Origin of the sequence: Nocardia sp. NPDC057455 (assembly GCF_042802775.1) — a bacterium.
In the GTDB taxonomy this organism is placed as follows: Bacteria; Actinomycetota; Actinomycetes; order Mycobacteriales; family Mycobacteriaceae; genus Nocardia.
Genome location: NZ_JBHVDM010000137.1, coordinates 1 through 12,480 on the forward strand (window position 1 = coordinate 1; position 12,480 = coordinate 12,480).

Below are 12,480 nucleotides of genomic sequence, written 5' to 3' on the forward strand. Positions count from 1 at the left end.
GTAGTCGGTGCCGTCCGGGTGATCGCGCAGCGTGACCTCGGCGGTCATCGGCACCGGAGCACCCGCGGCCGGACGCAAGCCGCTGTCGAGCGCGTTGGTGAACACGAGGCGTTCGCGCTGCTCGACCACCAGGAAACAGGCGTCCAGGTGTGGGACGAATTCCACACCGTCGTCACTCATTTTGGTCACGAAGGCGCCCGCCGGCCTGATCTCGAGCCTTTCGACGTGACACCGGGTCGGCGCGGGAAGCCACCATTGCGCGAGGCTGCTCGCATCGGTCCAGGCGTTCCACACGCTCGCACGCGGCGCACGGATGACGCGGTGGATGGTGAGGTCGAGATCAGGATTCATCGGTGGACTCCTTGGTTTCGGTGAGGAATTGCTCGAGCCGGTCGGTGCGGCCTTCCCAGATGCGGCGCTGTTCGCTCAGCCAGTCCTCGACCAGTCCGAATCGTTCGCGGTCGAGTTCGCATCGGCGCACCCGACCGGTTTTGACCGTCCGGATCAGGCCGCTGGCCTCCAGCACGCGAATGTGTTTCATGAACGACGGCAACGTGATCGGCGCGGACTCGGCCAGTTCTCCGACGCTGGCCGGACCGGATCCGAGGCGCTGGACCACTGCGCGGCGAGACGGATCCGCGAGGGCGGCGAATACGTCGTCCAACATCCCAGGATACTTAGCCATATGGCTAAGTATTAGCCGGAGTTGCCGCGCAGCGCAAATCGAGGAACAGGGCCGCAGCCCGCACGCGCCACGTGGTCGGCCGCACGCTCCGGCGTCGTCTACAGCCCGCGGCCATCGCACCGCCCATGGCCGATGAGGCCACCGACCCGTAAGATACAGTGAGTCGAACATGTCTCGAAAGGACGGGCTGAATGCGGTCGACCTTGTTGTCCCGGCGCGATCTCGATTTTCTGCTCTACGAGTGGCTGGACGTCGAAGGGCTCACCAAACGCGAGCGGTACGCCGAGCACTCGCGGGAAACCTTCGACGCCGTGCTCGAGCTCAGTGAGCAGCTCGCCACCAAGTACTTCGCGCCGCACAACAAGCTCAACGACGCCAACGAACCCACTTTCGACGGCGAGCGCGTGACCATCATCCCGGAAGTCGGGCAGGCGCTGGAAGCCTTCGCCAAGGCCGGGCTGCCCTCGGCGGGGATGGATTACGAACTCGGCGGCGCCCAGCTGCCCGCGACCGTCGCCCAGGCGAGCTACGCCTGGTTCCAGGCGGCCAACCCGGGCACCGCGGGCTACCCGTTTCTCACCGTGGCCAATGCGAATCTGCTCCTCGCACATGGCCGGGAGCACGTCGAGAAGTTCGTGAAGCCCATGCTCGCGGGCCGCTTCTTCGGCACCATGTGCCTGTCGGAACCGCAGGCCGGTTCGTCACTGGCCGACATCGTCACCCGCGCCGAGCCGCAGGACGACGGCAGCTATCGCGTGTTCGGCACCAAGATGTGGATTTCGGGCGGCGATCACGAACTCGGCGAGAACATCGTGCACCTGGTGCTGGCCAAGATCCCCGGTGGGCCCGCGGGCACCAAGGGCATCTCGCTGTTCGTGGTGCCCCGGTTCCTGGTGGGCGACGACGGCGCGATCGGCGAACGCAACGACGTCGTCCTGGCCGGGCTCAACCACAAGATGGGCTTCCGCGGCACGGTCAACACCGTGCTGAATTTCGGCGAGGGCCGCTGGACGCCGGGTGGCGCGCCGGGCGCGGTCGGCTACCTGGTCGGCGAACCGCATCGCGGCTTGACCTACATGTTCCACATGATGAACGAGGCGCGCATCGGCGTCGGCCTGGTCGCCACCGCGCTCGGCTACACCGGATACCTCGAGTCCCTGGACTACGCCCGCACCCGCACGCAGGGCCGCGCCAAACTCCCCGCCGACCCCTCCGCGCCGCAGCGGCCGATCATCGAGCACGCCGATGTGAAGCGGATGCTGCTGGCGCAGAAGGCGTATGCCGAAGGCGCGCTGGCACTGGTGCTCTACTGCGCGCGGCTGGTCGACGAGCAGCGCACCGCCGAGTCCGACGACGAGCGCCGGGCGGTCACCCAACTGCTGGACATCCTGACCCCGATCGCCAAGAGCTGGCCCTCGCAGTGGTGCCTGGAGGCCAACAGCCTCGCCATCCAGGTGCTCGGCGGCTACGGCTACACCCGCGAATACAACGTCGAGCAGCACTACCGGGACAACCGGCTCAACCCGATCCACGAGGGCACGCACGGCATCCAGGGACTGGACCTGCTCGGGCGCAAGGTGACCCAGCAGGGCGGCGCCGGCCTGCTCGCCCTCGGGGGCCGGATCGATGCGACCATCACGGCCGCGCGCGCGGAGGGCGCAGAGGCGGCCGAACTCGCCGCGCAACTGGATTCGGTGTGGCGGCGGCTGGTCGAGGTCACCGCGGGACTGTTCGCCTCCGGCGATATCGAGGCCGCGCTGGCCAACAGCTCGGTGTACCTGGAAGCTTTCGGGCACACCGTCCTGGCCTGGATCTGGCTCGAGCAGTTCCTCGCCGCCGCGGACCGTGCCGGTGATTTCTACGATGGCAAGCGGCACGCGGCCCGGTTCTTCTATCGTTTCGAATTGCCCAAGACCGCACCGGCACTGGATCTGCTCGCCAGCTCGGACACGACCACGCTGCAAATGCGCGACGCCTGGTTCTGAACACAACCCGTTTCGATACACGCCCTAGACGATGTATCATTCCGCGGTGATCGATTCCAGTCAGCGGACCACCCGCCCTCCCGGCCGACCGGCCTCCGCGACCAGGGAACAGGTCATCGAGCACGCTCGCCGGTCGTTCCTGTCCGGTGAACGCGTGGACATCCAGGCGATCGCCGGACAGCTCGGGCTCAGCCGCGCGTCGGTCTACCGCTGGTTCGGCTCCCGCGACGGGGTGCTCGGTGCCGTCCTGGCCGGAGAGTTCGAGGCGTTGCTCACCCGCGCGGACGCCCGCCGCCGCTCCACCGGAGCGCGGCGCATCCTGGACGTGCTCTACCGGGTCAATCGCTGGATGACCGACAACGAACCGTTCCGGCGCTACTTCGAGAACGAGCCGCTGTCCGGGCTGCGCATCCTGACCGCCGGCGACGGCCCGGTGCAGCCGCTGGTCGTCGGCACTGTCCGGGAGTTGATCGTCCGCGCCGCGGACGAGGACGGCTACGAACCGCCGCTGGAACCGGCGCTGCTTGCCTACGCGCTGGTTCGGCTCGGCGAAGCGTTCCTGTACAACGACAACGTCGCGGGCATCGGCGGCGACGTCGACCGACTGCACGAAGTGCAGGCGGCGCTGCTGGGCATTCCCGAAGCGATCACGCCGTGACCGGAGCGCTGTGTTTCGCGCCGAGTGGACTACGGCTCGAGGACGTCACGATGACGACCGACCGGCTCGGCCCCGGCTACGGCCACACCACGCCCGCCGCCCAAGGTGCCGAACAGCGCGCCGAAGCGAGCGGATCGCGCCGGGCGACCCGCTACACCGCCGAAGCGCAAGCCGCGCTGCTCGCGATGGACGGCGCGGAACCGGTGCTGTTCCGCGATACCTACGGCCCGCGACCATAGATCGGTGCGCCGAAGCCTGTTCGCCGCCGCGTTCGAATCGCTGTGATCGAAATTCGGCCGCCGGCGCCCGACGTGGCGTATTACCCGGACAGCCGTGCATATCGCCAGGTCGGGCGGCGGGACACCCGGCGCAATAACATCCTCTGATTTTTCTCGGCGGCGGCGCGGGCGAAAACGCCGCCCCATCCGCATTATCGTCGCTATTCGTGCAGGTCAGCGATGGAAAGGCGGAGAAGGTGGCAGCGGAACCCACCCCGGTGCGGCAGTTGCGCGCCGATCAGGCGCGGCGGGTGGCCGACATCTTGCGCCACCAACTGCACGCGGGCGCGTTCGACGGCGCGCTACCGAGCGAACAGGACCTGGCCGCCGAGTACGGCGCCTCGCGCAATACCGTCCGCGACGCCTTGGCGCTGTTGAAGGACGAGGGCTTGATCGATCGGGCGCCCAAAGTGGGCACCCGTGTGGCCACTCGCAAGTACGACCACGGGCTCGACGCGCTGCTGGGGTTGCAGGAGACCTTCAAAGGCCACGGCACCGTGCGCAACGAGGTGCGCGCGGCGATGCACGTCGCCGCGCCGCCCGCCGTCGCGCGCAGGCTCGGTCTGGCGCCGGGCGAGCGCGTGGTCTACCTCGAGCGGCTGCGCTACCTCGCGGATCTGCCGCTGAGCCTGGACCTCACCTACCTCGTGCCCGATATCGGCACCGAGGTGCTCGGCCACGACCTCGAGCACACCGACGTCTTCGTGCTGCTGGAACGCATCAGCGGCCGCTCGCTCGGCTCGGCAGACCTCGCCCTGGAAGCGGTGCCCGCCGACCCGCACACCGCCTCCACCCTCGACATCCCCGGCGGCGCGCCGCTGCTGATGCTGGAGCGCCTGACCCGGCTCGACGACGGCCGCCCGGTCGACCTCGAGTACATCCGCATGCGCGGCGACCGCATCACCATGCGCGGCAGCCTGACCCGCAGCACCCCCGAATGGAAGGTCCTCTAGATGGCACTCGTGAACCAGCGCGCCGACATCCCCGTCACCATCGACGAGTCGCTGTGTATCCAGGGCTGCACGTTGTGCGTCGAAATCTGCCCGCTCGACTCCCTGGCCATCAACCCCGACAACGGCAAGGCCTTCATGCACGTGGACGAGTGCTGGTACTGCGGGCCCTGCGCGGCCCGCTGCCCCACCGGCGCCGTCACCGTCAACATGCCCTACCTGCTCCGCTGATCTGGAAGACCGATGAAAGCAAAACTCGCCCCCATCCTGCTCGCCGCCGCGCTCGCGCTGACCGGGTGCTCGCTGGAGCAGACCGACGACACCCCCGCAGGCACCGTCAAGGTGGTCGTCGGCTACCAGTCCAAGACCATCAACACCGTCACCGCGGGGACCTTGCTCCGCGCGCAGGGCTACCTCGAGCAGCGGCTGCGGAAGATCACCGACAACGGCGGAGCCAAATACCAGGTCGAGTGGCAGGACTACGACACCGGCGCGCCGATCACCGCGCAAATGGTGGCCGAGAAGATCGACATCGGGTCGATGGGTGATTACCCGTTGCTGATCAACGGCTCTCGCACCCAGGCAGGTGAGCGCTCGCGCACCGAACTGGTGTCGGTCACCGGGTACAACCCCAAGGGCGCGCTGAACATGGTCGTGGTGCCGAACGATTCGCCTGCCACCGGCATCGGCGACCTGGCCGGGCAGAAGATCTCGGCCAGCGTGGGTTCGGCCGGGCACGGCACGCTGGTGCAGGCGCTGACGCGGGCCGGGATCGACCCGGCCAAGGGCGTCGAGGTGCTCAACCAGCAGCCACAGGTCGGCGCGACCGCCCTGGAATCCCGTCAGGTGGGCGCGCTGTCGCAGTTCGTCGCGTGGCCCGGTCTGGTCGTCTTCCAGAACAAGGCCAAGCTGCTCTACGACGGCGCCGAACTCGGCGTGCCGACCTTCCACGGCGTGGTGGCCCGGCGCGCGTACGCCACCGATCACCCGGAAGTGCTCCAGGCGTTCCTGGCCGCGCAACTGGACGCCACCCAGTTCCTGCGGGACAAGCCGTTCGAGGCCGCGAAGATCGTCGCCGACGGATCCGGGCTGCCCCAAGAGGTGGTGTACCTCTACAACGGCCCCGGCGGAACGAGTTTCGACACGACGCTCAAGCCCGGTCTCATCGCGGCGCTCAAAGGCGATGTCGCGTACCTGAAGTCGATCGGCGACTTCGCCGACCTGGACATCGACCGGTTCGTCGACGACGCGCCGCTGCGCAAGGCCTTCGCGGAGACCGGGCGCACCGACTACGACGGTGAACTGGCTTCCACCGCCAACCCGACCCGCGTCACCGGCACTGATCCCGTCTGCGGCAAGGCGGCGGAGAACCCCGCGCTGGCCGGCGAGCTGTGGCTGGACGGCGCACCGAAGCCGCAGCCGGCCGCGGACCCGACCTGCCTGCTGCGCGCGGTCCAGGCCGCGAAAGCGCAGGGCAAGGCGATCCGCGCCGCCTACGTCCCGGATACCGAACTCGGCACCCGCTGGTTCGCCGACAAGTCGATCTGGCTGCGCGACGGCACCGCCTACCTGCCCTTCACCACCGCCGCCGCCGCGCAGCGCTACCGGCAGGCGCATCCGTCCGCCACCCCGGTCACCTACGACCAGGCCGTCACGGAAGCACGCGGATGACCAGCGAACTCGCCGCCCCGGCGGTGCGGGCCACGGTGGAAGCCACGGCGACCCGATCGGCCGCCGCCCCGGCGTCGCGGTCGGCCTGGCGCTCGCGCCTGCTGCGCGTCGGCTCGGTCGCCGTCGCGGTCGGTTTGTGGCAGCTGCTCACGGTCGGCAACGTGCGGGCGGGCCTGCGTTTCGACACGCTGCCGACCGTCACCGAGATCGTCGCCGAATTCGGCACACAACTGCGCGCCGACCAGTACTACCTGGATATCGCGCAGTCGCTGATCCGGATCGTCACCGGCTTCGGATTGGCCGCGGTGGTCGGCGTGATCGCGGGAATCGGTCTCGGCCGCTCGCGGCTGCTCGCCGACACCCTCGGCCCGCTGGCCGAACTGGTCCGGCCGATCCCGGCCATCGCCCTGGTGCCGGTCGCGATCCTGCTGTTCCCGAGCGACGAATCCGGCATCGTGTTCATCACGTTCACCGCGTCGCTGTTCCCGGTGCTGGTGAGCACCAGGCACGCGGTGCGGGCACTACCCACGATCTGGGAGGACGCGGTGCGCACCCTCGGTGCGTCCCGGCTGGACGTGCTCGCGCGCGTGGTGTTTCCCGGCATCCTGCCCGGCGTGTTCAGCGGACTGTCGGTCGGCGTCGGCGTGGCGTGGATCTGTCTCATCTCCGCGGAGATGATCTCCGGACGGCTCGGCGTCGGCTACCGCACCTGGCAGGCCTACACCATCGTGGACTATCCGGCGGTGTTCGTCGGCATGATCACCATCGGCGTTCTCGGTTTCGCGACATCGGGGCTGGTCGAGCTGGCCGGCCGCCGCATCACCCGCTGGTTGCCAAGGGAGGTCGAAGCATGACCACAGTGATCGACGCACCGGCATCGACCGGAATGCGCCTGAGCCTGACCGGTATCCGGATCGCCTACGGCGGCGAACCGGTGCTCGACGGACTCGACTTGGCGATCGCACCGGGCGAGATCCTGGTCGTGGTCGGCAAATCCGGGTGCGGCAAGTCGACCTTGCTGCGCGCGATCGCCGGACTGCGCGCCCCGCAAGGCGGCGCCATCCTGGCCGACGGCGCTCCCGTCACCGGCCCCGCGGCCGACCGCGCCCTGGTGTTCCAGGACGACGCGCTGCTGCCGTGGCGCACCGTGCGGCAGAACATCGAGCTCGCCCTGCGCCTGCGCGGCGCGCCCCGGGCCGAGCGCCGGGCCACGGCCCTGCACTGGGTGGACGAGGTCGGGCTCACCGGGTACGCCGACTATCTGCCGCGCGACCTGTCCGGCGGCATGCGCCAGCGGGTCCAGCTGGCGCGCAGCCTGGCCGCCGCGCCGCGCGCCGTGCTGATGGACGAACCGTTCGGCGCGCTGGACACCCAGACCAGGGAAACCATGCAGCGCCTGCTGATCCAGACCTGGCGCGCCCACCCCACCACCATCGTCTTCGTCACCCACGATCTCGACGAGGCCCTGCTGCTCGGCGACCGCATCGCCGTGCTCGGCGGCGGCGCGCTGCGGGCGCTGGTGCCGGTGCCCAGCCCACGCGAGGCGATCGACCGGGCCGCGACGAAGGCCGAGATCTTGGAGAGACTGTGAACATTCCGCCGCTATCCGAACAGCTCCGGCTGGACTGCGACGTGCTCGTCATCGGCGGCGGCACGGCGGGCACGATGGCCGCGCTCACCGCCGCCGAGCAGGGCGCGAACGTGCTGCTGCTGGAGAAGGCGCACGTGCGGCACTCCGGTGCACTGGCCATGGGTATGGACGGCGTGAACAACGCCGTGATCCCGGGCAAAGCCGAACCGGAGGACTACGTCGCCGAGATCACCCGGGCCAACGACGGCATCGTCGACCAGCGCACCATCTACCAGACGGCGACGCGTGGCTTCGCCATGGTGCAGCGGCTGGAGCGCTACGGCGTCAAGTTCGAGAAGGACGAGTACGGCGAGTACGCGGTGCGCCGGGTGCACCGCTCCGGCTCGTACGTGCTGCCGATGCCCGAGGGCAAGGACGTCAAGAAAGCGCTGTATCGCGTACTGCGCCAACGCAAGATGCGCGAGAAGATCCGCATCGAGAACCGGCTGATGCCGGTGCGCGTGCTCACCGACAACGGGCGCGCCGTCGGCGCAGCCGCCCTGCATACCCGCACCGGCGAATTCGTCGCCGTCGCCGCGAAAGCGGTGATCCTGGCCACCGGGCCGTGCGGCAGGCTCGGGCTGCCCTCCAGCGGATACCTGTACGGCACCTACGAGAATCCGACGAACGCGGGCGACGGCTACTCGATGGCCTACCACGCGGGCGCCGAACTCAGCGGCATCGAATGCTTCCAGATCAACCCGCTGATCAAGGACTACAACGGCCCGGCCTGCGCGTACGTCGCCAATCCGTTCGGCGGCTACCAGGTCAACGCCGAGGGCGAACGCTTCGTCGACTCCGACTACTGGTCGGGCCAGATGATGGCCGAGGTCAAGCGGGAGATCGAATCCGCGCGCGGCCCCATCTACCTCAAAGTGTCGCACCTGCCCGATGAGACGCTGAGCACGCTCGAAGGCATCCTGCACACCACCGAACGTCCCACCCGCGGCACCTTCCACGCCAATCGCGGCCACGACTACCGTACCCACGACATCGAGATGCACATCTCCGAGATCGGCCTGTGCAGCGGGCATTCCGCCTCCGGCGTGTGGGTCGACGAGCACGCGCGTACCACCGTGCCCGGCTTGTACGCGGCGGGGGATCTGGCGTGCGTGCCGCACAACTACATGATCGGCGCGTTCGTCTTCGGCGATCTCGCCGGTGCGCACGCCGCGTCCACCCTGGCGGAGGTCGCCGCGCCCGCAGAGCTGCCCGAGGACCAGCTGGCCGCGGCCCACGAGCTGATCTACCGACCGCTGCGTCAACCGGACGGGCCACCGCAGCCGCAGGTCGAATACAAGCTGCGGCGTTTCGTGAACGACTATGTCGCGCCGCCCAAGACGGCGACCAAGCTGGCCATCGCGGTGGAGACCTTCGACCGGATGCGCGCGGAGGTCGATGGCATCGGCGCGCGCACCCCGCACGAGCTGATGCGCGCGGTGGAGGTGTCGTTCATCCGCGATTGCGCCGAGATGGCCGCCCGCAGCTCACTGACCAGGACCGAATCCCGTTGGGGCCTCTATCACGAGCGCGCCGACCTACCCGAACGCGACGATGTCGAATGGCGATACCACCTCAACCTGCGCAAGAACCCCGACGGAACCATGGCGTTCCTGAAGCGGCCGGTGGCGCCGTACCTGGTGCCCGTGCCAGGGCTCGACGACCTGCCTTCGGCCGATGCCGAAGCGGTGCCGGTGCACCAGCCGCACCGGATCGCGGGCCGTGCGCCGGATACCGGCGTCGACGCTGAGCACGATCGGGCCGGAGCCGGTGCTTCGCAGCCCGCCACTCCCCCGTCGCCCCGGATCGTCGCGTTGCTCGCGCTGGACGAGCCCACCGTGGCGCAACTGTCGGTCTACCTGACCGATCCGGACGCGGGCGTTCGGGCCGCGGCGATCTCTGTGCTGACCGAGCACACCCCGGAGGGCTTCGCGATCGCCCTCGGCGACGCCTTGGACGACGAAGCGGCCTCGGTCCGGCGTGCCGCCGCGGCCAGTCTGCGCGAGCTCGTCGAAGTGCTGCCCTCGGCGGAGGGGCTCGCCGACCGGCTCGGTTCGGCCGATCCCGTCGTGCGGTCCACCGTGATCGATCTGCTGCGCGCCCTGCGGGCCGGCCAGGCCGCACAGTTTCGGGCCGCTCTGGCGGACAAGGATCACCGCGTCCGCATCGAAGCGGTCCGTGCGCTGGTGTCGCTGAACGATCGCGACGGCGTCGCCACCCTGGCCGCCGACGAGAACCGGGAGGTGCGCATCGCGGTCGCCCAGGGCTTGGCCGCCATCGGGGACGGCGGGGTCGAGGTTCTCCGTCGCCTGGGAGACGACCACGACCCGCTGGTCCGTGCCGCGGCGCTGACCGCGTTCGCACAGCTGGGCGGCGAACCCGCGGACGTCGCCGCGCTGCACTCCGCCCTGCGTCACTCGGCCTGGCAGATCCGGCAGGGCGCGGCGCGCGGGCTCGCAGGCGCCGACCCGGACCTCGCGGTACCAATTCTGGCTGCTGCCCTGCACGATCCGCATCTCGACGTGCGCAAGGCGGCGGTGCTGTCGCTGTCGGCCTGGCCGCACCTGCCCGCCGCGCACGACGCGCTGCGCGCCGCGATCGACGACACCGATGCCGACGTGCGCGCGTATGCCCGGCGGGCGCTGGCCACCCAGCCCACGGTGTAGAGCAACGTGGTTGCCGCAGCTCGAATCGCTGATTAGATTAGCGGCTCGACCGTTGCCGACTCGCTAGCCAGGGTATAGCCGGTGGCGACGGGGCGGCCGACGAGCACGTCGCCGTTCTCCACCAGCAGCGACGGGAGTGTGGCGTTGACCGTGCCGAACTGGCTGGATCTCGCCGTGTTCGGCACCCTCGCGGTCGCCGCGGTGCTCGGCTGGCGCCGCGGCGCGATCGTGGGACTCCCCGGTTTCGCGGGCGGCTTGGCCGGAGCCATTCTCGGCGCGGCGCTCTCGGCCGCCGTTCTCGGTCAGCTCGCACCCGGCGCCGTGCGACTCCTGCTGGTGTTGGTGGTGATCGTGGGGTTGGTCGCGTTCGGCGCGGTCGCCGGGCACCGGGCCGGACGAGCCGCGCGTGCGACGGTTTCCGATCCCGTCACGCGGCGCGTCGACGCCCTCTGCGGATGCCTCGTCCACATGCTCGCGGTCCCGCTGGTGGTGTGGCTGTTCGCCGCACCGATGGAATCCACCGCCTTGGTGCGTGATTCGACCACCGTGCGGACCGTCGACGGCCTCGCGCCGTTCTGGCTGTCGGGGCTGTCGGAGGTGCTCACCGGGCCCATCGTGGAGGCCGGGCTCGGGCGCCCGCTCGCGCCGCCCGATCCCGGCATCGTCGACGGACCGATGCCTGCCGAACTGCGGCCGAGCGTGCTGCGGATCCAGGACCTCGCGCCGACCTGCGGTGTGCGTCAGTCCGGCTCCGGATTCGTCATCGCGCCGGAGCGGGTGCTGACCAACGCGCACGTCGTCGCCGGAGCAGGCAAAGTCTCCGTGGACGCCTCGGCCGGATCGCTCACCGCCAGCGTCGTGCAGTTCGATCCGACCATGGACATCGCGGTGCTCGCCGTCCCCGGTCTCGCCGCGCCCGCCCTCACCGTCGCGCCCGAACCCGCGAGTCCCGGCGCCGACGCGATCGCGCTCGGCTACCCGAGGGGCGGGTCCTACACCGCGTCCGCCACCCGGGTACGCAGCCGGGCCGCACGCCAGGTACGCGACATCTACCGCACCGGTCTCGGTGAACGCGAGATCTACACCCTGGACGGGTCGATCCAGCACGGCAATTCGGGCGGACCGCTGGTCGACCGCGACGGCCGCGTGCTGGCCATCGTGTTCGGTGTCGACGAGAACAACAGCAACGTCGGGTTCGCCACCAGCCTGCCGGAAGTCCTCGATCGGCTCGACCACGCATGGCGATCCGACCGGCCGGTCGACACCGGCCCCTGCGCCTCCTGACCGGCGTCAGGACGCGTCGGCGATGATCACCACTCCACTCGTAGCGTCCAGCAGCGGAATCGTCCGCTCCGCCGCATCGTCGACGTGCACGCGCGGGTGCATGGGCAGTTCGGTCTCGTAATAGGTGCCCGGACCGTAGAACTGGCCGTACTTCACCACCACGCCGTCGAAGTCCAGCACGGCCGCTTCGTGCTCCTGGATCACCGCGCCCCGGCCCGCGGGCGGCTCCCACGCGATGCTCTGCGCGAGAAAACGTTTCGCACCGGCCGCCCGTGCGGCGGCGATCAAGTTACGAGTGCCCTCGGTGCGGATGCGCGCGTTGGCCTCGGCCCGCTCCGGCAGCAGCGCCACGTCGTCCGGCAGGTCGGTGAGCTGATGCAGCACCATGTCGGAGCCGAAACCGACCACGGCGGCGGTCAGGGCATCCACGTCGTAGACATCGCAGACCACCGGCTCGGCGCCCGCCGCCCGTAAGTGTTCGGCCTTCGCCGCCGACCGGGTCATCCCCGCCACCTCGTGTCCGGCTTCGATCAGCAGCGGAAGCAGGCGGACGCCGATCACGCCGGTAGCACCGGCCAGGAAGATGCGCACGGTGTTTATTGTGCAGCGCCTGCGGCGCTGCGTGTTCGCGGCCCCTTGATGGCTCGTGTTCGAGCGACCGCCGCCTGCTCCT

Annotated in this window: 13 protein-coding genes; 10 read left to right on the plus strand and 3 right to left on the minus strand. The window is 69.7% G+C overall.

Annotation, left to right across the window (positions count from 1 at the left end; all coding sequences use genetic code 11):
* Positions 1-351 (minus strand): SRPBCC domain-containing protein (locus tag ACFU5M_RS32400; RefSeq protein ID WP_379055052.1); only part of this gene is annotated, 351 nt, incomplete at its 3' end.
* Positions 341-685 carry an ArsR/SmtB family transcription factor gene (locus tag ACFU5M_RS32405; RefSeq protein WP_379055054.1) on the minus strand — a complete coding sequence of 115 codons (345 nt, stop codon included), beginning with the start codon at positions 683-685 and terminating at the stop codon, positions 341-343. The genes ACFU5M_RS32405 and ACFU5M_RS32400, both read right to left, overlap by 11 nt.
* Positions 686-876: 191 nt before the next feature.
* Between ACFU5M_RS32405 and ACFU5M_RS32410 the strand changes: the two genes are divergently transcribed.
* The 10 genes from ACFU5M_RS32410 to ACFU5M_RS32455 all read left to right on the plus strand — a co-directional run bounded on the left by ACFU5M_RS32410 (position 877) and on the right by ACFU5M_RS32455 (position 11,807).
* Positions 877-2,670 (plus strand): acyl-CoA dehydrogenase, encoded by a 1,794-nt coding sequence (locus tag ACFU5M_RS32410; protein ID WP_379055056.1) that lies wholly within the window; start codon positions 877-879, stop codon positions 2,668-2,670.
* Positions 2,671-2,716: 46 nt separating this feature from the next.
* Complete coding sequence (locus ACFU5M_RS32415; protein WP_379055058.1) at positions 2,717-3,328, plus strand: QsdR family transcriptional regulator; 612 nt, start codon at positions 2,717-2,719, stop codon at positions 3,326-3,328.
* Between the two features lie 50 nt (positions 3,329-3,378).
* Positions 3,379-3,567 carry a hypothetical protein gene (locus ACFU5M_RS32420; RefSeq protein WP_379055060.1) on the plus strand — a complete coding sequence of 63 codons (189 nt, stop codon included), beginning with the start codon at positions 3,379-3,381 and terminating at the stop codon, positions 3,565-3,567.
* A 206-nt stretch (positions 3,568-3,773) separates the two neighbouring features.
* On the plus strand, positions 3,774-4,559 hold the full coding sequence (locus tag ACFU5M_RS32425) for a GntR family transcriptional regulator (protein ID WP_379055062.1): 786 nt from the start codon (positions 3,774-3,776) through the stop codon (positions 4,557-4,559).
* Positions 4,560-4,787 carry a ferredoxin family protein gene (locus ACFU5M_RS32430; protein WP_043690033.1) on the plus strand — a complete coding sequence of 76 codons (228 nt, stop codon included), beginning with the start codon at positions 4,560-4,562 and terminating at the stop codon, positions 4,785-4,787.
* 12 nt (positions 4,788-4,799) lie between these two features.
* The gene (locus tag ACFU5M_RS32435; protein WP_379055065.1) at positions 4,800-6,227 is read left to right on the plus strand and encodes an ABC transporter substrate-binding protein; all 1,428 of its coding nucleotides are present in this window, start codon (positions 4,800-4,802) and stop codon (positions 6,225-6,227) included.
* Positions 6,224-7,081 (plus strand): ABC transporter permease, encoded by an 858-nt coding sequence (locus tag ACFU5M_RS32440; protein WP_379055067.1) that lies wholly within the window; start codon positions 6,224-6,226, stop codon positions 7,079-7,081. Before ACFU5M_RS32435 ends, ACFU5M_RS32440 begins: the two co-directional genes overlap by 4 nt.
* Positions 7,078-7,818: an ABC transporter ATP-binding protein gene (locus tag ACFU5M_RS32445; RefSeq protein ID WP_379055069.1), complete on the plus strand. Its 741-nt coding sequence runs from the start codon at positions 7,078-7,080 to the stop codon at positions 7,816-7,818. Before ACFU5M_RS32440 ends, ACFU5M_RS32445 begins: the two co-directional genes overlap by 4 nt.
* Entirely contained in the window at positions 7,815-10,523 is a 2,709-nt protein-coding gene (locus tag ACFU5M_RS32450) for a fumarate reductase/succinate dehydrogenase flavoprotein subunit (protein WP_379055071.1), read from the plus strand. Before ACFU5M_RS32445 ends, ACFU5M_RS32450 begins: the two co-directional genes overlap by 4 nt.
* Before the next feature lie 81 nt (positions 10,524-10,604).
* Positions 10,605-11,807, plus strand: a complete 1,203-nt coding sequence (locus tag ACFU5M_RS32455) for a MarP family serine protease (RefSeq protein WP_379055073.1) — start codon at positions 10,605-10,607, stop codon at positions 11,805-11,807.
* Between the two features lie 6 nt (positions 11,808-11,813).
* On the opposite strand, the gene ACFU5M_RS32460 is transcribed toward ACFU5M_RS32455, so the two are convergent.
* Positions 11,814-12,480, minus strand: a 667-nt coding sequence (locus ACFU5M_RS32460) for an NAD-dependent epimerase/dehydratase family protein (protein ID WP_379055075.1), incomplete at its 5' end; no start/stop codon positions are given.

Excerpts from the sequence above, each read along its gene's own strand:
- ACFU5M_RS32405 (WP_379055054.1), bottom strand. The coding sequence starts at position 685 with ATGGCTAAGTATCCTGGGATGTTGGACGACGTATTCGCCGCCCTCGCG.
- ACFU5M_RS32410 (WP_379055056.1), top strand. The coding sequence starts at position 877 with ATGCGGTCGACCTTGTTGTCCCGGCGCGATCTCGATTTTCTGCTCTAC.
- ACFU5M_RS32420 (WP_379055060.1), top strand. The coding sequence starts at position 3,379 with ATGACGACCGACCGGCTCGGCCCCGGCTACGGCCACACCACGCCCGCC.
- ACFU5M_RS32430 (WP_043690033.1), top strand. The coding sequence starts at position 4,560 with ATGGCACTCGTGAACCAGCGCGCCGACATCCCCGTCACCATCGACGAG.
- ACFU5M_RS32435 (WP_379055065.1), top strand. The coding sequence starts at position 4,800 with ATGAAAGCAAAACTCGCCCCCATCCTGCTCGCCGCCGCGCTCGCGCTG.
- ACFU5M_RS32440 (WP_379055067.1), top strand. The coding sequence starts at position 6,224 with ATGACCAGCGAACTCGCCGCCCCGGCGGTGCGGGCCACGGTGGAAGCC.
- ACFU5M_RS32445 (WP_379055069.1), top strand. The coding sequence starts at position 7,078 with ATGACCACAGTGATCGACGCACCGGCATCGACCGGAATGCGCCTGAGC.